Annotated in this window: 18 protein-coding genes; 8 read left to right on the top strand and 10 right to left on the bottom strand. The window is 75.0% G+C overall.

Annotated elements, in window-relative coordinates; translation table 11 throughout:
• Positions 1 to 40 precede the first annotated feature (40 nt).
• The gene (locus ACFY7E_RS24950) at positions 41 to 1,543 is read right to left on the bottom strand and encodes an FUSC family protein (RefSeq protein ID WP_389488517.1); all 1,503 of its coding nucleotides are present in this window, start codon (positions 1,541 to 1,543) and stop codon (positions 41 to 43) included.
• Positions 1,544 to 1,964: 421 nt separating this feature from the next.
• On the opposite strand from ACFY7E_RS24950, the gene ACFY7E_RS24945 reads away from it, so the two are divergent.
• The 3 genes from ACFY7E_RS24945 (at position 1,965) to ACFY7E_RS24935 (ending at position 3,376) form a co-directional block, all read left to right on the top strand.
• Positions 1,965 to 2,336: a hypothetical protein gene (locus ACFY7E_RS24945; protein ID WP_389488330.1), complete on the top strand. Its 372-nt coding sequence runs from the start codon at positions 1,965 to 1,967 to the stop codon at positions 2,334 to 2,336.
• Positions 2,337 to 2,404: 68 nt separating this feature from the next.
• On the top strand, positions 2,405 to 2,884 hold the full coding sequence (locus ACFY7E_RS24940) for an Lrp/AsnC family transcriptional regulator (RefSeq protein ID WP_389488328.1): 480 nt from the start codon (positions 2,405 to 2,407) through the stop codon (positions 2,882 to 2,884).
• Positions 2,885 to 2,980: 96 nt separating this feature from the next.
• On the top strand, positions 2,981 to 3,376 hold the full coding sequence (locus ACFY7E_RS24935) for a molybdopterin-binding protein (protein ID WP_383440762.1): 396 nt from the start codon (positions 2,981 to 2,983) through the stop codon (positions 3,374 to 3,376).
• A gap of 25 nt (positions 3,377 to 3,401) precedes the next feature.
• Here the strand turns inward: ACFY7E_RS24935 and ACFY7E_RS24930 are convergent, their stop codons facing one another.
• The 7 genes from ACFY7E_RS24930 to ACFY7E_RS24900 form a co-directional block, all read right to left on the bottom strand.
• Positions 3,402 to 5,396, bottom strand: a complete 1,995-nt coding sequence (locus tag ACFY7E_RS24930; RefSeq protein ID WP_389488326.1) for a SpoIIE family protein phosphatase — start codon at positions 5,394 to 5,396, stop codon at positions 3,402 to 3,404.
• Between the two features lie 1,012 nt (positions 5,397 to 6,408).
• Positions 6,409 to 6,759 carry a hypothetical protein gene (locus ACFY7E_RS24925; RefSeq protein ID WP_389488324.1) on the bottom strand — a complete coding sequence of 117 codons (351 nt, stop codon included), beginning with the start codon at positions 6,757 to 6,759 and terminating at the stop codon, positions 6,409 to 6,411.
• A gap of 161 nt (positions 6,760 to 6,920) precedes the next feature.
• Positions 6,921 to 7,544 carry an isochorismatase family protein gene (locus ACFY7E_RS24920; protein WP_389488322.1) on the bottom strand — a complete coding sequence of 208 codons (624 nt, stop codon included), beginning with the start codon at positions 7,542 to 7,544 and terminating at the stop codon, positions 6,921 to 6,923.
• A gap of 134 nt (positions 7,545 to 7,678) precedes the next feature.
• Positions 7,679 to 8,071, bottom strand: coding sequence for an STAS domain-containing protein (locus tag ACFY7E_RS24915; RefSeq protein ID WP_389488320.1), 393 nt, complete (start codon positions 8,069 to 8,071; stop codon positions 7,679 to 7,681).
• A 215-nt stretch (positions 8,072 to 8,286) separates the two neighbouring features.
• Complete coding sequence (locus tag ACFY7E_RS24910) at positions 8,287 to 8,697, bottom strand: nuclear transport factor 2 family protein (protein WP_389488318.1); 411 nt, start codon at positions 8,695 to 8,697, stop codon at positions 8,287 to 8,289.
• Positions 8,698 to 8,740: 43 nt separating this feature from the next.
• Positions 8,741 to 9,979 (bottom strand): exo-alpha-sialidase, encoded by a 1,239-nt coding sequence (locus ACFY7E_RS24905; RefSeq protein ID WP_389488316.1) that lies wholly within the window; start codon positions 9,977 to 9,979, stop codon positions 8,741 to 8,743.
• Between the two features lie 175 nt (positions 9,980 to 10,154).
• Complete coding sequence (locus tag ACFY7E_RS24900; RefSeq protein ID WP_389488314.1) at positions 10,155 to 11,567, bottom strand: aminopeptidase P family protein; 1,413 nt, start codon at positions 11,565 to 11,567, stop codon at positions 10,155 to 10,157.
• A 148-nt stretch (positions 11,568 to 11,715) separates the two neighbouring features.
• Here ACFY7E_RS24900 and ACFY7E_RS24895 point away from each other — a divergent pair, with 148 nt between their 5' ends.
• Positions 11,716 to 12,702 (top strand): LuxR family transcriptional regulator, encoded by a 987-nt coding sequence (locus tag ACFY7E_RS24895; protein ID WP_389488312.1) that lies wholly within the window; start codon positions 11,716 to 11,718, stop codon positions 12,700 to 12,702.
• On the opposite strand, the gene ACFY7E_RS24890 is transcribed toward ACFY7E_RS24895, so the two are convergent.
• Together ACFY7E_RS24890 and ACFY7E_RS24885 are read right to left on the bottom strand one after the other, a co-directional pair.
• Positions 12,650 to 14,734, bottom strand: a complete 2,085-nt coding sequence (locus tag ACFY7E_RS24890; protein ID WP_389488310.1) for a prolyl oligopeptidase family protein — start codon at positions 14,732 to 14,734, stop codon at positions 12,650 to 12,652. The two genes, ACFY7E_RS24895 and ACFY7E_RS24890, sit on opposite strands and share 53 nt — an antisense overlap.
• 178 nt (positions 14,735 to 14,912) lie before the next feature.
• Entirely contained in the window at positions 14,913 to 16,070 is a 1,158-nt protein-coding gene (locus tag ACFY7E_RS24885; RefSeq protein ID WP_389488308.1) for a helix-turn-helix domain-containing protein, read from the bottom strand.
• A gap of 528 nt (positions 16,071 to 16,598) precedes the next feature.
• Here ACFY7E_RS24885 and ACFY7E_RS24880 point away from each other — a divergent pair.
• The 4 genes from ACFY7E_RS24880 to ACFY7E_RS24865 all read left to right on the top strand — a co-directional run bounded on the left by ACFY7E_RS24880 (position 16,599) and on the right by ACFY7E_RS24865 (position 20,536).
• Positions 16,599 to 17,474 carry an ABC transporter permease gene (locus ACFY7E_RS24880; protein WP_389488306.1) on the top strand — a complete coding sequence of 292 codons (876 nt, stop codon included), beginning with the start codon at positions 16,599 to 16,601 and terminating at the stop codon, positions 17,472 to 17,474.
• Positions 17,447 to 18,178, top strand: a complete 732-nt coding sequence (locus ACFY7E_RS24875) for an ABC transporter ATP-binding protein (RefSeq protein WP_389488304.1) — start codon at positions 17,447 to 17,449, stop codon at positions 18,176 to 18,178. The genes ACFY7E_RS24880 and ACFY7E_RS24875 overlap by 28 nt, the downstream gene beginning before the upstream one ends.
• A gap of 115 nt (positions 18,179 to 18,293) precedes the next feature.
• Positions 18,294 to 19,325: an ABC transporter substrate-binding protein gene (locus ACFY7E_RS24870; protein ID WP_389488302.1), complete on the top strand. Its 1,032-nt coding sequence runs from the start codon at positions 18,294 to 18,296 to the stop codon at positions 19,323 to 19,325.
• Positions 19,325 to 20,536, top strand: a complete 1,212-nt coding sequence (locus ACFY7E_RS24865; protein WP_383439729.1) for an LLM class flavin-dependent oxidoreductase — start codon at positions 19,325 to 19,327, stop codon at positions 20,534 to 20,536. Before ACFY7E_RS24870 ends, ACFY7E_RS24865 begins: the two co-directional genes overlap by 1 nt.
• The last annotated feature ends 99 nt before the right edge of the window (positions 20,537 to 20,635 follow it).

Here is a 20,635-nt window from a genome sequence, read left to right as displayed (position 1 = left end):
ACCGGGGACCGGTTCCGGCCTCTGAGCGTGGGCGGACGGCTCAGGCGGCCGGGACCAGGGGCGCGCGGGGGGACGTGCGCAGGGGCGCCGCGAGGTCCACGAGCGCCTGCTCCAGACCGTGCAGGTGACCGAGGGCGGCCTCGGCGCCGGGGTGGTGGTGCGGCACCCCGGCGGCCCCGGCGGCCGGGGACCGTACGGGCTCCGCCGGGGGTACGAGGGCGTGGACGGCGGCCTCGACGCGCCAGGCGGCCGCCGCGAGCCGGGCGTCGTGCGAGGCGTCCGGGTCGGCGGCGACGGCGGCGAGGCCCCTGATCTCGCGGGCGCAGTCGTCCAGGAGGGCGAGCACCCGGCGGGCGCGGGCCTTGCGGGCGCGCAGCGGGCTCAGGGGGTGCACGAGCGGCGCGAGGGAGAGCCGGACCCGGCCGAGCAGGAGTTCCAGTTCGACGGCGTGCGGCGCCGGGTCGGCGTCCGGGTCGCCGGCGAGCCGGCGGGCGGCGGCCGTGGTGCAGGTGTGCACGCAGGTCACGGCCCGCTCGATCCAGGCGTTGGTGGCGGCGTGCGTGGTCACGGGCAGCAGGGCCACGCCGATCGCGGCGCCGATCGCGCCGACGGCGGTCTCCTGGAAGCGCAGGACGAGGAGACCGGGGTGCAGGACGCCGAGCAGACCGTAGAGCAGACCGGCCATGACGGTCACGAAGAACATCATCCAGCTGTACGAGAGCGGGGCGGTGTAGAAGATCCCGAAGACGCACACGGCGACGAGGAGGGCGGTCGGGGCGGGCGCGCCGCCCAGGGGGACGGCGATCAGGAGCCCGGCGGCGATGCCGGTGACGGTGCCGAGGACCCGGCGGAAGCCCCGGACGAGGGTCTCGCCGCGCGAGGCGGTGTTGACGAAGATCCACCAGGCGGTGCCGACGGCCCAGTACCAGCGCTCGTGGGAGATCAGCTGTCCGGCGGCGAGGGCGACGGCGCAGGCGGCGGTGGCCTGGAAGGCCTGGCGGGTGGTGGGGCGGGCGAGGCCGGCGCCCGGCAGCGGGGCGGGCGCGGCGGGCGGCGGGACGCGCCGCTCGACGCACCAGGCGCCGAAGCGGACGGCTCCGGAGGCGAGCAGGGCGAGGGCGACGGCCGCGTACAGCTCGGGCAGTTGCGCGGGGAGCGCGTGCAGGAACTGCGTCACGAAGAACTGCATGAAGGCGAAGATGCCGAGGGCGTGTCCGCGCGGCCCCCAGCGGCGGGCGTAGACCCCGGCGAAGACGACGAGGAGCCAGGCGGCGTCGCGCAGGAGGGGGAGGCCGTGGAGGAGGGTCGCCAGGGCGAGGACGGGGAAGCCGGCGGCCGGCAGCAGGGCGGTGGTGACGGCCTGGCGGCGCACGGTCGGGTCGCCCACGGTGAAGAGGGCGAGCAGCGCGGCGAGGCCGGCCGTGATGGAGGCGGTGAGGGAGAATCCCGCGAGTTCGGCGAGCGCGACCGCGAGGCCGATGCCGAGGACCGCCCGCAGGGAGACGCGCAGTCGGACGAGGCCCGGATCCGGGGCCACGAACATCTTCTTCACGGCTGTGGCCGCCCCCTTGTCTTGCCTTTCGCCGGCCGCGCGGCGCCCCGGGGTGGTGGGGTCACGCGGACACGACGAAGGCACCGCGGTCCGGACCGGCCTCGTCGCCGCCCCGGCGCTGCGCGGCGCCGAAAGTACGTGGATACGACACAGGAAAACACCCGTCCTCCCATTGGCTCAACTCGGCGCCGATCCACTGCGCCATTGGCCAGGTGGAACGAGTACGGAGTGCTCCACTGGTGGACCAGTGGACCATTTCCGCCGGAGCGGTGCCGCCGCGGCGGGCAAGGGCGGCGGTCCGGATCGCGGAAGGGGTCGCTCCAGGTCTCGACGGTGCACCCCGCCCCCACCTATCCTCACTTCTTACTTACTCGTCAGTAACGGCTCCGCGCCGTCGCCTCGGAGGATCCCCATGCCCCGGCCCGCACATTCCGCCCTCGCTCTCGCCGGCCTGATGGCCGCCGCGGGCACCACCCATTTCCTCGCCCCGAAGCCGTTCGACTCGATCGTGCCGCGCGCCCTGCCGGGCAGCCCGAGGACGTGGACCCGGGTCAGCGGGGTCGCCGAGCTGGCGCTCGCCGCCGGTCTCGCGGCGCCGAGGACGCGCCGCGCGAGTGCCCGCGCGACCGTCCTGTTCTTCGCGGCCGTCTTCCCCGCCAACGTGAAGATGGCGTACGACTGGCGCCACCGCCCGGCGGCGGCCAGGGCCGTCGCCTACGGCCGCCTCCCCCTCCAGCTCCCCCTGGTCCTCTGGGCCAGGCACGCGGCCGGCGCGGAGGACTGAGGAGCGCGGGAGCCCGGGGAGCGTAGAGTCGGCCCCGGGCGGACGGCACCGAAGGAGGCCGGCGGAGCATGGCGGTGGACGGGCTCGACACCCGGATCCTGCGGCTGCTGATCGAGCAGCCGAGGACGAGCGTGCGCGAGTACGCGCGGATCCTGGGCGTGGCGCGGGGCACCGTACAGGCCCGGATCGACCGGCTCGAACGGGACGGGGTGATCACCGCCACCGGGCCGGTCCTCTCCCCCGCCGCCCTCGGCCACCCCGTGCTCGCCTTCGTGCACGTCGAGGTGACCCAGGGGCACCTGGACGAGGTCGGGGACGCCCTCGCGTCCGTGCCGGAGATCGTGGAGGCCTTCTCCATCACCGGGGGCGGCGATCTGCTGACCCGGGTGGTGGCGCGGGACGCCGGGCACCTGGAGGACGTCATCCAGCGCCTCATCCGACTGCCCGGGGTGGTCCGCACCCGGACCGAGATCGCGCTGCGCGAGCGGGTGCCCCACCGGCTGCTGCCGCTGGTCGAGGCGATCGGGCGGAGGCCGGGGGCTTCCTGACCCTCTGGCGCCCGGCCTGACGCTCGATCGCAAATGCGAGGGAATCACCCCTCAAATCATTGCACATGCGACAACCGGCGGCTTAATCTTGCGCGCATGCAGTCCTACACCATCGGGCAGGCGGCTCGTCTGCTGGGCGTCAGCCCCGACACGGCACGCCGCTGGGCCGACGCGGGCCGGGTCACCACCCACCGCGACGAGAACGGCCGGCGGCTCATCGACGGCCGTGACCTCGCCGCCTTCTCCGTCGAGGTCGGACAGGGCGCCGCCGGGGACGGCGAGGAGCCGTACACCTCCGCGCGCAACGCGTTCCCCGGGATCGTGACCGCCGTCAAGCTCGGGGACGTCGCGGCCCAGGTCGAGATCCAGGCCGGTCCGCACCGGCTCGTCTCGCTCCTCACCCGGGAGGCCGTGGAGGAGCTGGGCCTCGAGGTCGGCATGCAGGCCACCGCCCGCGTGAAGTCGACCAGCGTGCACATCGACGTGGCCTGATCCGCGCCCGCCAGGAACGGCGGGCTCAGCGGAGGCTCCGGGCGACCAGGATCGCCACGTCGTCCTGGGCGGATCCCCCGAGGAGCCGTACGAGGACCTCGTCGCACAGCGCGCCCAGGGGCCGGTCGAGGGGGCGGAGCGCCCGGGCGAGCTGCCCCATGCCCTGGTCGAGGTCCCGGTCGCGGGCCTCCACGAGACCGTCCGTGTAGAGGACGAGCAGCCCGCCCCGGGGCAGGACGACCTCCTCCGTGCCGAAGTCGTGGGCGCCCGTGCCCAGCGGGGTGCCCGGCGGCCCTTCGAGGAAGCCGACCGCCCCGTCCGGAGTGGCGACGGCCGGCGGCGGGTGCCCCGCGCGGGCGATCGTCCAGCGGCCGGCGGCCGGGTCGTGGACCGCGTACACGCAGGTCGCCATCTCGTCCTCGCCGAGATCGGCCACGACCGCGTCGAGGGAGCTGAGCATCCGGGCCGGCGGGATGTCGTGGCGGGCCAGGGTCCGCACGGCGGTGCGCAGCTGGCCCATGACGGCCGCCGCGTGGATGCCGTGGCCCATGACGTCGCCGATGACGAGCCCGGTCCTGCCGCCCGGCAGGGCGATGGCGTCGTACCAGTCGCCGCCGACGTCGTGGGCGCTCGCGGGCAGGTAGCGGCCGGTCAGTTCGAGACCGGCGACGGTGGGGAGCGCGTTGTTGACGAGAGAGCGCCGGAGGGTGAGGGCGGCCTCCCGCTGGGTGGTGTAGAGGCGGGCGTTGTCGATGTTGAGGGCGGCGCGGGCCACGACCTCGTCGACGAGGACCCGGTCCTGGGCGTCGAAGGGCTCGCGGTCGCGCAGCCGGGTCACCGTGATCGTGCCGAGGACCTTGCCCCGGGCCACGAGGGGGACGAGCCGCGCCGAGCCGATGCGGGCGGCGAAGTAGGTGCGCAGCGGCTCGGCGCGCGGGCCGCCGAAGAGGGCCGGGAGGTCGGACGTGTAGAGGTCGGTGGGCCGCCCCTGGGCGACGGCCCGCTCGTACGCGGAGTCGAGCGGGATCTGGAAGGTCTGCCCCGGTACGAGCTGGGACGTGGGGGCGGCCGGTTCGGGGAAGCGGGCGGCGAGCCGCCGCAGGACGCCCCGGGTGGAGGCGGCCGACTCGTCCGGCGCGAGGACCGACTCCAGCATCTGCACGTCGGCCGAGTCGGCGAGCTGGGGGACGAGGAAGCGGACGGCCTCCTCGGCCGTCCGCGTGAGGTCCAGGGTGGTGCCGATCCGGGCGCCGGCCTCCGCGAGCAGGGCGAAGCGGTGCCGGGCCCGCTCGACCTCGCCGTGCGCCTCCTGGCTCTCGGTGATGTCGACGAGGGAGGCGATGAGCCCGAGCGGCCGGCGTTCGCCGCGGTCGAGGAGCGGGGCGTACGAGCAGGACCAGGTGTGGTCCCGTCCGGGGTCGGCGGGGGTACGGCCGACCCGGCGGGCGTCGACGACGGCGGTGCCGCTGTGGAGGACCCGGCGCATGAGGGCTTCGAGCGAGTCGGCGTTGACGCCCGGCACGACCTCGGCGAGGCGGCGGCCGACGTGCTCGGCGGCCGGGACGCCGTTCATCAGGGCCAGGGCGTCGTTGACGCGCAGGAAGCGCAGGTCGGGGCCGAGCAGGGCCAGGCCGATGGGCGACTGGGTGAAGAGGCTCTCCATCGCCGCCAGGTTCTCGCGCATCCGCAGGACCTCGGAGGTCTCCACGGCGATGAGCATCGCCCCCGTCCGCCCCTCGGGGTCGGCGGCCGGCACGATCCACATCTCCATGGCGACCGTGTGGCCGTCGCGGTGGCGGACGGGCAGCGTGCCCATGATGGTCTCGCCCGCCTGGACGCGGACGGTGAGCCGGTCGGCGAGCTCCCGGTTGGCGTCGGGGACGAGGAGCGGGGTGGCGAGCCGTCCGAGCACGTCCTCGGGACGGTGGCCGAGGAGGTCCTGGGCGGCGAGGGACCATTCGACGACGCGGCCGTCGGCGTCCTCCCGCCAGAGGGCGATCGGCAGCAGCTCGCGGAGCACGCCGGCGTCCCCCACGGCCGCCCGGGGCGGCTGCGGAACCCTGCTCGACGACTGGTGAGTCTCCAACGCATCGCCCCACGCCTCGGCCGGCCCCGGGGGGCGCGATTCCTACCGAATCACCCTATCCGAGACATCGTCGGCGGGCGCTGCGCGTGCGTCCGTCCGATGTCCCCCGGCCGCTCGGGGTGGAACGTGACCGGGTCCGGGCAGGACCGCGGGGCATGCGGACAAGGTGGCGGTCGGGTCCGGATCCGGGCCCGGACCCCTTGTCTTCTCCGAGGAACTGAGGCAGCCGGACCATGGCCGCGAGCCGGGTGACGGGTGACGGGTGACGGGTGACGGGTGAGTCGGACGTACGTGGGCGAGGTGGCCATGCACACTGGACCGCCCCTCCGCGTTCCCGTCGGGCAGGACGCCGAGCGGTGGCGGACCTTTCCCGGCCGGCCGAGCCGGTCACCTCGTGGCGGGTACGCACGCGCGTGGCGGCCCGGGACGACGGGTTCCGCACGGTCGTCGAGATGGAGCGGATCCCGGCCGCGGCGGCGTCGGGCCACCGGCCGGAGCCGGAGTCGTCCGACCTCTTCGACCACCTCGCCTGCACGGACGAGGAACGCGACCTGCGGACCGCCGAGAGCACGTCGGTCGTCCTGCGCACCGCGCCCGCGGCCTCCGGGACGGCCGCGCTGCGCTGGATCGACGGGACGCCGGCCGCCCGGCCCGGCTGCCTCGCGGCCGCGGTCTCGCTCGGCACGGGCGGCCATCTGGTGGGCCTGCGGGATGGGCGGGTCGTCGAGGCGACCGCGCCCGGCGCCCCGTACGGCACGCACGACACGCACGGTCCCGAGCGCGCGGCAGCGGTCGTGTACGCGTATCTGCGCGCCGGTCTCCCCCTGTCGGGGACGGCGTCCCCGCGCGTCGACGCCCGGCCCGGCGAGGACCTCGTCCTGCGGGTCCGCGCCGCAGAGGGGACGACGGGGCGCGGCTCAGAGGCCCCTGCCGTACCGTTCCCCCGCTATTCGTCCCCCCACGCGCGCAGGCGTGCCCGCAGTGCCGGGGCGAGGGGGCTGCCGCCCTCCTCGTGGATGCCGACGGCGCGGTCCAGCCAGCCGGGGGCGTCGGCGCGGCGCAGGCCGGTGCGTTCGGCGATGTCCGCGAGGGCGACGAGGGCCTGGGCCTCGTAGTGCGTGGCCCGTTCCGCCCGGAGGGTGCCGGCGGCGTCCTGGGCGCAGCCGAGGAAGTACGTCGCGACGGCCGCGCCGCGCGCCTCCCCCGCCCGGGTGTTGAGCTCCAGGGAGGCCCGGTGGGAGGCGACGGCGCGGACGGGGTCGTGCCGGTCCCAGTACCGTCCGTCGGACTCGCGCACGGAGGCGCTGACGACGGTGTCCCCGGCGACATCGTGTCGTGCGGAACGCCGACGAGGCGCTCCGGCTCCACCGTAGAGAGAGCGACAAGCCTTTGAACAGTCCGCTCGCCGTCGTTCCGGGACGAGTTCGTGGCGCGTTCCGCTCGCCCGGGGCCGGGCGTTCAGGCCCGCACGGGGGCCGTGAAGGTGACGGCGGCGGCCGGTGCGGTGACCTCCGCGTCGCTTCCGAGGGCGTACGCCGCCACCCGTGAGACCGTCGCGGCCGGAACCGCCCCGGCGATCCCCGGCACCGCCGGGATGTCCTGGGTGGCGTGCGCGTCGTACGGCACGACGACCCGGTGGCCGCGCGCCAGGGCCGTACGGGCCGTCGCCTGGACGCACATCTCCGACATCACCCCGCAGACGGCGACCGCCCGCACCCCCGCGCCGGTGAGGACTCCGCCCAGGGGCGTCCGCCGGAAGCCGTCGTCCTCGGGCTTGCGGATCACCAGCTCCCGGGGGCCCGGCTCCACGTGGTGGTGCAACTCCCAGCCGGGGGTGTGGGGTTCGTCCTCCGCCCCGGGCGGGCCGTCGTTCTGGAGGTGGACGACGAGCGCCCCGGCCCGCCGGGCCCGGGCGATCAGGTCCGTCGTCCGGTCGACGAGCCGGTCCGCCCCGGGCACGGCCCCGTCACCGGTGACGAACGCCGTCTGCACGTCCACGACGATCAGGGCGTCGACGGGCGGGAGGTCCGTGGTCGGGGCGTTCGCGGTCGGGGCGTTCGCGGGCTGCGTGCTGTGGGTCATCGCGCCATCCTCGCCCCCCGCCCGACCGCGCCGCCACGGGATTCCGGCCGCAGGGACGAGGGACGGCGGTACGAGGAGCGGCGGGGCGGGGGACGGCGGTACGAGGAGCGGCGGGGCGGGGGGCGGCGGGTCGGCTACGGCGTGGGGCGCTCCGAGGACGGGCAGCCGCAAGGGCCGGCCCTTCCGGTGGGTACCGCCGGTACCGGCCGTGGCGCGGGCCCGCCGGGCGGTGCGGGCTCCGGGCGGAGGACGTCGCAGAGCGAGGTCAGGCGGATGAGCCGGAGGATCCGCGGCTGGTCGCAGAGGAGCTGCCAGTGCGCGCCCCGTTCGCGCGTGCGCTGGGCGCAGCGGACGAGGAGGCCGAGTCCGGAGGCGTCGCAGAAGGTGAGACCCCGGATGTCGAGGGTCAGCGCGTCGGCCTCCCGGGTCAGGGCGTCGAGTCCGGGTCGCAGACGCCGCACCAAGACGAGGTCGAGCTCGCCCCGGAGGGCGACGACGGTGCGACCGTCGGACGAACTCGCTTCCATGTGGCGACCTTGACGGGGGATCAACTGCATCGGCCTCTCCAGGGGGTGGCTCCGCGTGTCACGTCGAGCGTGACCGTCTTCTACCCGGAGGGGAGGTTTAACCTTTCCCACAATCACCCGAATCAGCGAATATCAGGCTCGTTTCCCCAGGTCGGACACCTGCGGCCCGTCAACCCGGTTCCCCTTCCGTCCGGCTCCGCTCCCCTCCGGACCGCTCACCGCCCGTCCGCCGCGAGGGCCTCGGCGGCCTCCTCCCTGATGCGGTCGAACTGGGCGCCCATGGCGGTGGCGAGCGCCTGGGCGGCGGAGAGGGGGCGGACCATGACGGTGAACTCGTCGATCCTCCCCTCCTCGTCGAAGTGGAGGAAGTCGCAGCCGTCGATCTCCCTGTCCCCGATCTTCGCGGTGAAGACGAGGGCGTGGTCGCGGCCGTCCGTGCTCCCGATCTCGCGGACGTACCGGAAGTCGGAGAAGACGCGGAGGACCCCGCGCAGGATCGCGGCGGTGAGGGCCTTGCCGGGGTACGGCTCGAAGGCGACGGGGCTGGTGAAGACGACGTTCTCGGCGAGCAGGGCCTCGACGGCGTCGAGGTCGCGGTTCTCCACGGCGGTACGGAACGGGTGCACGGCACGACTCCATAGACAACTAGTTGAATAGGTGCAGGAGCAGCTAACCGTACGGTCCGCGTCCCGTCCAGGGGTCGCCGGGGAGGCGGGCCGGCCGGCCCGTCAGCTCCGCCAGGGGGATGCGGCGGAACTCCAGGGTCTCGTACGGGCTCGCGGTCCCGGCCTCGTGGAGCAGGCCGACCGTCCCGGCGTCCAGGGGCACCAGGTCCGAGTAGCCGGCCTTCCTCCGGGAGACGGTCAGCACCCGCACGGCGGTCCCGCCGTCGTCCGCGAGGCGCCAGACGGCGGGTTCGGCGCGGGCGTCCGGCACCGAGGGGGCCGAGAACAGCAGGACCCCGCCCGCGTGCAGGAGGCCGCCCTGCACGACGGGCACGCGGTCCAGGGCGGGCTGGGGCGCGAAGGGCCGTTCGAGGGTCGCGCCGCCGTCGCCCGAGACGGCGTCCGCGCGGTTCCCCGGACTCGTACCGAGCTGGTCGCGGGCGTTGAAGTAGATCCTGCCGTCCGGGAGTTCGGCGGCGGCCGTCTCGTTGGCGTTGACGTGGCCGTCGTGAGCGGCGTCCACGAAGCCGAGGCGCCAGGAGTGCCCGCCGTCGTCGCTGAGGAGCGCGTGCGCCCCGTAGTACCGGGGTTCCCGTCCGGTGTCGGAGGAACCGGCGGGCGGCGCCGCCGAGTGGTCGGCGGGGACGACGAGGCGCCCCGCGTGCGGTCCACGGGTCAGGGCGAGGGCGTGGCCCGGCCCGGTGGCGTACCAGCGCCAGCCGGGACGCTTCACGCTCGCGGTGATCTCCCGCGGCGGGGAGAACGTCCGTCCGTCGTCGGTGCCGCGCTGGACGAACACCCGGCGCCCCCGGTCCGCCGGCACCTCGCCGCTCAGGATCCGCTCCTCCGTCGCCTCCCCGCCGTTGTACGAGCTGAGCAGGACCACGTCGCCGGAGCGCGGGTCGACGACCGGCGCGGGGTTGCCGCGCGTGTCGCCGTCCCCGTCGGCGACGACCCGGAGCGGCCCCCAGGTGCACCCGCCGTCCTCCGAGCGCCGCACCACGATGTCGATGTGCCCGCTGTCCCCGCCGCCGGCGACCCGCCCCTCGGCGAAGGCGAGGACGGCGCCCTCACGGGTCCGCACGGCGGCCGGGACGCGGTAGCTCGCGTAGCCGCCGGTCCCGGCGGTGTACGGGACGGACGCCACGCACGGGGCCGGGACCGGGGCCGGGGTCGCGGCGAGGGCCGGAGTCGCTCCCGCGACGGTCAGCAGGAGCGCTCCCCAGGTCCGGACGATCGCCATTCGGGCTCTCCTGCCGCCGTGCCGCTCCCGGTCCGCCGCCGGGCGGTCTTCCAGGACAGTCTCCGGCCGGGGAGCCCGGCCGGGCGTGACGGCGCGCCGGAGGGGACGGCGTGCCGAGCACGCCCGGAGAGGCGGACCCGTCCGGAGGAACGGACCCGTCCGGCCCTCCGGGCCGTCAGCCCGCCACCCTCGCCATCCACGCCTCGACCTCGTCCGCCGAGCGGGGCAGGCCCGCGGACAGGTTCTCGTGGCCGTCGTCGGTGACGAGCAGGTCGTCCTCGATGCGGACGCCGATGCCGCGCCACTCCTCGGGCACCGTCAGGTCGTCGGGCTGGAAGTACAGGCCCGGCTCGACGGTCAGGACCATGCCCGGCGCGAGGACGCCGTCGACGTACTCCTCCGTGCGCGCCCGCGCGCAGTCGTGGACGTCCAGGCCCAGCATGTGGCCGGTGCCGGCCATGGTGAAGCGGCGCTGGAGGCCGAGGGCGTACGCGCGGTCCGCCGGGCCCTCGACGAAGCCCCACTCGACGAGACGGGCCGTCAGGCTGCGCTGCGCCGCCTCGTGGAAGGCGCGGTAGGGGGCGCCCGGCCGCACAGCCGCCATCCCGGCCTCCTGCGCCTCGTGCACGGCGTCGTACACCCGGCGCTGGACGGGGGTGAAGGTGCCGCTGACCGGGAGGGTGCGGGTGACGTCGGCGGTGTAGAGAGTGCGGGTCTCCACGCCGGCGTCGAGGAGCAGCAGGTCGCCGGGGCGCACCGGTCCGTCGTTGTCCGTCCAGTGCATGATCGTGGCGTGCTCGCCGGCGGCGCAGATCGAGCCGTAGCCGACGGAGTTGCCCTCCAGGCGGGCCCGGCGGAAGAAGGTGCCCTCGATCCAGCGCTCGGAGGAGGCGACCGCGCGGGACAGCTCCCCGACGCAGTCGGTGAAGCCGCGCACGGTCGAGTCGACCGCCTTGCGCAGCTCGCCGATCTCCCAGGCGTCCTTGACGAGCCGGAGGCCGCTCAGCGCCTCCTCCAGTTCCTCGTCGCGCTTCTCGTCGGTGGTGACGGCCGCTTCGAGGGCCGGGTCGATCCCCCGGACGATCCGGGTGGGGACGCCGGGGCCGGCGGCCAGGTCCCCGGCGGCGGCGCGGACGTCGCGGCAGGGCAGTCCGAGGACGGCGCCGGACTCCGCGAGGGAGCGGCGGCGCCCGGTCCACAGCTCGGCCGTGTAGCCGATCCAGAACTCGTCGTCCTCCCGGCTGTCCCGGGGCAGCTGGTAGCAGTACGCGTCGTGGCCGCCGTCGGCGCGGGGTTCGAGGACGAGGGCGCCGTCGCGCGCCCGGTCGCCGGTCAGGTGCACGTAGCCCGAGTACGGGCGGAACGGGTAGGCGTCGTCGTTGGAGCGGTACTTGAGGTTGCCCGAGGGGACGACCAGGCGCTCGCCGGGGAAGAGCGCGGAGAGCGCGGCGCGGCGGCGGGCCGCGTACGGGGCCTGCTCGTCGGGTTCGAGCCCGTGCCGCTCGGTGTCCGCCCACCCCGTCCCCATGAGCGCGGAGAGTTCCTCGGAGACGCCTTCGTAGAGGCCGTTCTTGCGACCCTTCGCCACGTCCTGCTCCTTCTTCCGGATGGGTGCCCGCTGCCGCCGGGCGTCGGCGGCCTCCGGACGGTACTGCGATCGGCGGGCGCCGGTGGCCGGGTTCCGCCAGTGGCACGGATCGGACACGCCGGGGTGGGGCGGCGCCGATAATGCGGTCATGGCGAACGACGCGAGGCTCGGTGAGGCGCTCCGGCTCCTGGGGATCGGGGAGGGGGCCCGGCGGCTCTATCCGCGCCTCCTCGAACTCGGGCCCGCGCCGCTGGACGTGATCGGCGCGGCGGCCGGTCTGGCGGGCGGCGGCATCGCGGCGGCGTACGGCGAGCTGGTCGACGCGGGTCTGGCGACCGCCGTCGCGGACGGCGGGGACCCGGTGGCGCCCGTGCCCCCGGCGGCGGGTCTGGAGATCCTCGGCCGGCACCGGGCGGCCGAGCTGGACGAGTCCCGGATCACGGTCGGCGGGGCGTTCGAGGCGTTCCGGCGGCAGCGGCTCGCGGCGTACCACGACGACCTGGTCGAGGTGGTGACCGGGGAGGCGGTCGGCCCCCGGATGCGGCAGGCCTGGGCGAGCGCGCGGGAGCAGATCCGGCAGCTGGACTCGCCGCCGTACTTCCCGCTGCCGGGCGCCACCGACGACGCGCTGGCGACCCTGGCGCGCGGGGTGACGCAGCGGGTCGTCTACTCGCAGGCGTCCCTGGAGCACCCGGGGCAGCTGGAGGAGGTGATCGAGCCGTGCGTGGAGGCGGGCGAGCAGGCGCGGGTGCTGCCGTCGGTGCCGGTGAAGCTGCTGGTCATCGACGAGGCGTACGCGCTGGTCTCGCTCTCCATCAGGGAGGCCGACGTCCACAACAGCATGCTCGTGGTGCAGCCGTGCGGCCTGCTCTCGGCGCTCGTGGCGCTCTTCGAGCAGACCTGGCGCGGCGCCCTGCCGCTGCACGGCCGCTCGGTGCGGCCGGCGGGGCTGCTGCCCGCCGACCGCCGGCTCCTCCGGCTGCTCGCGGCCGGGGCGGGCGACGACGTCGTCGCCCGGGAGCTCGGGGTCAGCCGCCGTACGCTCTTCCGCCGGATCCAGGTCCTGATGGCCCGGCTCGGTGCTACGAGCCGGTTCCAGATGGCGCTGCAGGCGCAGCGCTCGGGGTGGCTGTGACGTCACCCGCCCCCGGCCCGGTCCTCGTGAGGTTCTGCCACAGGAAGGTGTGCAGGAGGGCGCTGTTGTGGGCGGCCTGTTCGTTGTCCCCCGCGCCCGCGTGTCCGCCGCCGGTGTTCTCGTGGAACAGGACGCGGTGGCCGAGCTCCCGGAGCCGTGCCGCCGTCTTGCGGGCGTGGCCGGGGTGGACGCGGTCGTCGCGGGTCGAGGTCGTCAGGAGGACGGGCGGGTAGGTGCGGTCCGCCTCCAGGCGGTGGTACGGGGAGAGGTCCCGCAGGTGCGGCAGGTCGGCCTCGTCGTCCGGGTCGCCGTACTCGGCGATCCAGGACGCGCCCGCGAGGAGCCGGTGGAAGCGGGTCATGTCGAGGAGCGGCACCTGCGCGACGATCGCGCCGAACAGCTCGGGGTACCGGGTGAGCATCGCGCCCATGAGCAGGCCGCCGTTGCTGCCGCCCACCGCGCCGAGCCGGTCCGGGGTGGTGATGCCCCGGGCGACGAGGTCCTCGGCGACGGCCGCGAAGTCCTCGAAGGCGCGCGGCCGAGCGGCGCCGAGCGCGGCCTGGTGCCAGTCGGGGCCGTACTCGCCGCCGCCCCGGATGTTGGCGACGACGTGGGTGCCGCCGCGCTCCAGCCAGGCCCGGCCCCGCACGGCGCCGTAGGAGGGGGTGAGGGAGACCTCGAAGCCGCCGTAGCCGTAGAGCAGGGTGGGTCCGGGGCCGGTGGCGGAGTGGTCGGGGCCGATGACGAAGTACGGCACGCGCGTGCCGTCCCGGGAGGTCGCGAAGTGCTGGGCGACGGTCAGGCCGGTCGTGTCGAAGCGGGCCGGGGCCCGCTTGAGGACCTCGGTGTCGCCGCCGATCTCGCCCCGGTGGAGGGTGGAGGGCTGGAGGAACCCGGACACGTCGAGGAGGTACTCGTCGGAGCGGTCCGGGTCCGTGCCGGTGACGCCGACCTCGGAGAGGGGCGGGACCCCGACGAGGGGCGAGCGGTCCCAAGGGCCCTCGTCGGTGGGGGTGAGGACCTCGACGCGGGTGCTGACGTCGCGCATGGTCTGCAGGATCAGGTGGTGGCGGGTCCAGGTGTGCCCGGCGAGGGCGGTCCGCTCGTCGGGAGTGAACAGCGTCTCGAAGGTGCGGTCGCCCGCGAGGAAGGCGTCGAAGTCGAACGCGAGGAGCGAGCCGCTCGGCCGCCCCAGCCACGCGGACTTGAGGGTGACGATCAGGTGCCGGCGGTGGGCGTAGACCTCGGCGTCCTCGGGCACGTCGATCCGCACGAGCGTCCCGCCGGGCTCCAGGAGGTGGGTCTCGCCGCGGAAGAAGTCCAGCGAGCGGCCGACGAAGTCCCGCTCGAAGCCGGGCGTGGTGTCGTGGTACCCCCAGGCCGACACGTCCGCCGCCCCGGCCTCGAAGACGGTCTCGGCCGCCTCCGGCGGGGTGCCGCGCCGCCAGCGGCGGACCGTGCGGGGGTAGCCGGAGTCGGTCAGTGAGTCCGGGCCCGTGTCCGTGCAGACGAAGACGGTGTCGGCGTCGATCCAGCCGATCCGGGTCTTCGCCTCCGGCACCCGGAAGCCGTCCTCGACGAACTCCTTGGTCTCCAGGTCGAACTCGCGGACCACCACGGCGTCGGCGCCGTCCCGGGACAGGCGCACCAGGGCCCGGTCGTAGGCGGGCCGGCGCGCGACCGCCCCGTCCCACACCCATTTCTCGTCCTCCTCGGCGGCGAGCGCGTCGACGTCGAGGACGGTCTCCCACTCGGGCTCGTCCTTGCGGTACTGCTCCAGGGTCGTGCGCCGCCACACCCCGCGCACGTGCTCGGCGTCCTGCCAGAAGTTGTAGAGGTGCGCGCCGCGCCGGACGGTGTACGGGATGCGGTCCGAGGCGTCGAGCACCTCCCGCAGGCGCTCCTTCAGCGGGAGGAACCCGGGGTCGGCGGCCAGGGCCTCCGCCGTCTCGGCGTTCCGCTCGGCCACCCACGCGAGGGCGGCGTCGCCGGAGACTTCTTCCAGCCACAGGTACGGGTCGTCATCGCTCACCCCCGTATTGTGCGGGACCGGCGCGGCCGGGCGAAGGGGGGCGCCGGAGCCGTACGCCCGGGCGGTGCCGGAGCGGCCGGCCGGCGGCCGCGGGGTCGGGGACGGGGCCGGGGACGGGGGCGTCCGTGCCGACGAGGGCTCCGCGCCCGGCCGGAGGACGCCGGGGCGGGGCGGCCGGTCATTCCGCGGTGTGTCCGTCCTCGTCGTGCGCGCGGAGCGCGGCGACGGGCTGTCCGGTCCAGCGCTGGACGGCGCGGCGCAGGCCGCCGGTGTCGGCGTAGCCGGTGCGCCTGGCGACGGCGTCGAGGGTCATGCCGGTGGTCGTGAGCAGGTGGAGGGCGTGCTCGCGGCGTACCGTCTGGAGCTCCTCCGACCAGCTGCTCCCGTGCTCTTCGAGGCGGCGCTGGAGCGTGCGCGTGCCGAGCGCCATGCGCCGGGCCGTGCTCCGCAGGGTGGGGGTCTCCGTGTCCAGGGCGGCCCGGAGAGCGGCGCGGAAGGCGTCGAGCCAGTCGAGCAGGGGGACGGCTTCCTCGAGCGACTGCCGGGCGTGCCTGCGCAGGTGGGCGGAGAGGCCGGGGGCGTGGGGCTGGGGCGCCGTGAGGTCGGCGGCCTCGAAGGTGATGGCGTTGACGGGACTGGCGAACTCGACGGCCCGGGTGCCGTACATCCGCGTGAGGGAGCGGTGCGTCCGGGGGGCGCGTGCCGCGAGGGCGACCTTGACGGGCGTGATGTCGCGGCGGGTGCTCTCGCTGAACCGCTGCCGGAAGAGGGCCAGGGAGTAGGCCCGTATCGCGGAGGCGACCTCGTCGGTGAGGTCGGCCGCGTTGACGTGGCTGATGGTGACGTGCCGCTCGTCCGCCTCGATCCGCAGGGCCTCGGTGCCGGCGTCCGCCACCGTGGCGATGAAGTCGGCGGCGTCGCGAAGGCTTTCGAGCGGAGTCGCCGCCTGGGTGAGGAGGTAGTCCCAGAGGCCGAGGGTTCCCAGGGTGCTCGCGTGGGCCATGTTCAGGGAGACCTCGTGCCACGGGGCTTCCAGGGTCATGAGTTCCCAGATGCGGATGTTGGTGGAGGCCGGCGTGCGGTAACGGTCCTCCCGCAGGTGTTCGGGGGCCATGCCGAGCAGATGGGCATACTTGTCCGGGCCGACGCCGATCCGTGCGGCGGCCACCGCGTTCAGGCGGGTGAAGGCCGCCGGAGTCGTTCCGGGGAACTTCGGGCCCCCCGCGGAGCCCGGCTCCGTCGGCTCGCGGGGGCGTGCCGGGTCGTCGTGGCACGTCAGGCCCTGCCGGTGGCGTGCGGGGCCCTTGGTCGGGGGTGGGAGTCGGTCTAGCGTCATGCCTGTCCTTACGCGGGGTGGTCGGGGGATCCTCCACAGCTCACCGTGTGGGGAGCCGTTTATGCCGGGGGCCGGCGGCCGTTCGAGGGGGCGGCCGCGGGCTCCCGGTTCCCTTTTCCGCCGTCGGCGCCGGGCGGCGACGACGTACCGGGGCCCCGTTCCATCCGTTTTCGGGCTTTCATTCGTGCGGAGACACGGTAAACGAGTTCGCGCACCGGAGATGAGCGGCGTCGATCACTCTCCGCCGCGTTCCGGACCCCGGGACGGCGCGTCCACGTGCCGAGACACCGTTGACCCGTCCCGTGACGGCCGCTACGTTCGCGCCATGTTGCGTACAGCCCTGCTCACCACGCGCGGTCACATCGACCTGCTGCGGGTGGCCTCCGCCGCGTGTCGCCGCGGCCGCTGACGCCCTTTCACCGCTCCTCGCCTTCCTTCTGACGCTCTGACCGCCGTGTGCGCGCGCCCGTTCCGCGCCCACGGGCACTGACGCGTACCCTCGCCGCTCCCTCCCTCCCGGAGTCCGCCATGACGGTCGACCATGCCCCACCCCTCCCACCCCCTTCCGCGCCCGACATATCGGTCGTGCCCAGTTCGGGCGTCGAGTCCCTCACCCCCGCACGGGGACCCGGACGCGGCTTCTCCGTCCCCCGCTGGCTGCGCCGGGCCGTCGGACCTCTGCTGCTGCTCCTGCTCTGGCAGTCGTCGAGCTCGGCGGGGCTGCTGCCGGCGGACGTGCTGGCCTCACCGGGGACCATCGCCCGGGCGGGCGGCGAGCTGATCGGGGACGGCACGCTGCCGCACGCGATGGGCGTCTCGCTGCGGCGCGTCGCCGTGGGGCTGCTGCTCGGCGGGGCGGTGGGCGTCGCCCTCGCCCTGGTGTCCGGGCTCTCGCGGCTCGGGGAGGACCTCGTCGACGCCCCCGTGCAGATGCTGCGGACGGTGCCCTGGGTCGGCCTCATCCCGCTGTTCATCATCTGGCTGGGGATCGGGGAGGCGCCGAAGGTGGCCCTCATCGCCCTGGGCGTCGCCTTCCACCTCTATCTGAACGTGTACGCCGGGATCCGGGGCGTCGACGCCCAGCTCGTCGAGGCCGGCGAGTCCCTGGGGCTCGGCCGGTGGGGGCTGGTCCGGCACGTCGTCCTGCCGGGCGCGCTGCCCGGCGCCATGACCGGTCTGCGGTACTCCCTCGCCACGGCCTGGCTCGCCCTCGTCTTCGGCGAGTCGATCAACGCCGACGCCGGGATCGGCTTCCTCATGAACCAGGCCCGGGAGTTCTTCCGCACGGACGTGATCGTCGTCTGCCTGGTCGTCTACGCCTTCCTCGGCCTGCTCGCCGACGCCCTCGTCCGCACTCTCGAAAGGCTGCTGCTGCAATGGCGACCGACCTTCACCGGGCAGTGACCGTCCGGGGTCTCACCCGCTCCTTCGACGGACGCCCCGTGGTCGACGGGCTCGATCTGACCCTCCACGCCGGACAGTTCACCGCGCTGCTCGGGCACAGCGGCTGCGGCAAGTCCACGCTGCTGCGGGTCCTGGCCGGGCTCGACCGGGAGATATCCGGTACCGTCCTCGTCCCGCGCCGCCGCGCCGTCGCCTTCCAGGCGCCGCGCCTCATGCCCTGGAAGAGGGTCTGGCGCAACGTGCTGCTCGGCCTGCCGGGCAAGCCGGGCCGGGAGGTCGCGGAGAAGGCCCTGGCCGAGGTGGGTCTCGGCGCCCGCTCGGGTGCCTGGCCGAAGACCCTCTCCGGCGGTGAGGCCCAACGCGCCTCCCTCGCGAGGGCGTTGGTACGGGATCCGGACCTGCTGCTGCTCGACGAGCCGTTCGGCGCGCTCGACGCGCTCACCCGGATCAAGGCGCAGCGCCTGGTGGCCGAGCTGTGGCAGCGGCGCGGCTGCACGGTCCTGCTCGTCACGCACGACGTGGACGAGGCGCTGCTGCTCGCGGACCGCGCCCTGGTGATGCGGGACGGGGTCATCGCGTACGACACCGCCGTCGACCTCGACCGGCCCCGCTCCCCCGGCGACCCCGCACTCGCCGCGCTCCGCACCCGACTGCTCGCCGAACTCGGCGTCGAAGAGGGGGCGTTCGCCGAGAAGGCGGCCTGAGCCCCGGGCCCGGCCCCGATCCTCGTGCGCGCTCCCCCTTCTCATGGGCCCCCGCACGCACCCCCGAGCCCCGTGCGCGCTCCCACCCCCTGCGCATCCCCAAGGAGAGAGAACAGTGAAGCCCTTCCGCCCGTCCCTCGCCGCCCTGCTCGTGCCGCTGGCGCTCCTCGCCTCCGCCTGCTCCGGCGCCTCCGCGGCCGGTGAGTCCTCGAACACCGACGGCAAGGGCTCCCTCGTCCTGAACGTCGGCGACCAGAAGGGCGGCGCCGAGGCCCTGCTGCGCGCCGCCGGGGAACTCGACGACCTGCCGTACCGCGTCACCTGGTCGACGTTCACCTCCGGCCCACCCCTCCTGGAGGCGGTGAACGCGAAAGCCGTCGACATCGGCTCCGTCGGCAACACCCCGCCCGTCTTCGCCGCCGGCGCCGACTCGAAGATCACCGTGGTCGCCGCGACCCACGGCGACTCGGCGGGCGAGGCGATCCTCGTCCCGAAGGACTCGCCGCTGCGCACCCCGCGCGACCTGAAGGGGAAGAAGGTCGCCGTCGCCCAGGGCAGCTCCGCCCACTTCCAGCTCGTCGCCTCCCTCGCGAAGGTCGGCCTGAAGCCGTCCGACGTCCAGGTCACCCTGCTCCAGCCGGCCGACGCCCTGGCCGCGTTCACCACCGGCAAGGTGGACGCGTGGGCCGTCTGGGACCCGTACACCTCGCAGGTCCTGCTCGGCGGGAAGGGCCGGGTCCTCACCGACGGGCGCGGGGTCGTCAACGGCCTCGGCTTCCAGGTCGCCTCCCCCTCGGCGCTCGCCGACGAGGAGAAGGCGAAGGCCATCGGTGACTTCGTCGAGCGGCTGCGCCGCGCCCAGGACTGGGTGTTCGAGCACCCGGAGGAGTGGGCGAAGGTCTGGGCGAAGGAGACCGGCCTGCCGTACGAGGTGGCGCTCGCCGCCGTGAAGCGCAGCAACGGCACCCGCATCCCGGTCGCCCTCGACGGGGCGGCCATCGCCTCCGAGCAGAAGATCGCCGACACCTTCGCCGAACTCAAGCTGATCCCCCGCGAGTTCCGCTTCGCGGACTACGTGGACACCCGTTTCAACAAGGACCTGCCGCCGTCGACCACCGCGGCGCGCAGCTACGGAAAGGCCTCCTGATGAGCGTCCATCTGCACTGGTTCCTGCCGACCGGCGGCGACGGCCGGACCCTCGTCGACCGGCACGCCTACACGGACGGCGGGATCACCCGGAACCGGACCGTGTCCGGGGTGCGCGCGCCCGACATCGACTATCTGGTCCAGATCGCCAAGGCGGCCGAGCAGTTGGGCTTCGAGGCGGTGCTGACCCCGACCGGCACGTGGTGCGAGGACGCCTGGCTGACCACGGTCGCGCTCGCCCAGCACACCGAGCGCCTCAAGTTCCTGGTGGCGTTCCGGCCGGGGGTGATCTCGCCGGTGCTCGCGGCCCAGATGGCGTCCACGTACCAGCGGATCACCCGGGGCCGGCTCCTCCTCAACGTGGTGACCGGCGGCGACTCCGCCGAGCAGCGCCGCTTCGGCGACCACCTGGACCACGACCGGCGGTACGCGCGCACGGCCGAGTTCCTGTCGGTGGTGCGGGGCGTGTGGAGCGGGCGGCCGTACGACTTCGAGGGCGAGCACTTCCACATCGAGGGCGGGCTCACGGCCCTTCCGCCGGACCCGCTGCCCGAGATCTTCTTCGGCGGCTCGTCCGGGGCCGCCGGACCGGTGGCGGCCGAGCACGCCGACGTGTACCTGACGTGGGGCGAGCCGCCGTGGCAGGTCAAGGAGAAGATCGACTGGATCCGGCGGCTCGCGGAGGAGCGCGGCCGGACGGTCCGGTTCGGCATCCGGCTGCACACCATCTCCCGCGACTCGGCCCGTGAGGCGTGGGCGACCGCCGACCGGCTGCTCTCCGACCTCGACGCCGAGACGGTCGCCGCCGCGCAGGAACTCCTCGGCCGCAGCGAGTCGGTCGGCCAGCAGCGGATGCTGGCGCTGCACCGGGGCGGTTCGCTGGACCGCGAGCGCCTGGAGATCTCGCCGAACCTGTGGGCGGGCGTGGGTCTGGTGCGCGGCGGGGCCGGGACCGCGCTCGTCGGCAGCCACGCCGACGTCGCGGACCGGATCGAGGAGTACCACGACCTCGGGGTGGAGCACTTCGTGCTGTCGGGCTACCCGCACCTGGAGGAGGCGTACTGGTTCGGCGAGGGCGTGACGCCGGAGCTGGCGGCGCGCGGGCTGCTGCCCGCTCCCCCGCCCTCCCCGCTCCTCGGCGTCCCGGCGGCGAACGGGCGTCCGGCCTCGGCCCCGGGCGGCGCCCCGCTGCTCGTGCCGGGCGGCCGGTAGGAACCGGTCCGGCGGGTCGGTACGCGGGACCGACCGGGGCGGGGGCGCCGGGCCGAACGGGGCGAGGACGCGGAGCCGACCGGGGCGGGGGCGCGGGAA

The organism is Streptomyces sp. NPDC012825 (genome assembly GCF_042900925.1).
GTDB lineage: Bacteria > Actinomycetota > Actinomycetes > Streptomycetales > Streptomycetaceae > Streptomyces.
This window is presented reverse-complemented; position numbering and strand designations above follow the sequence as displayed.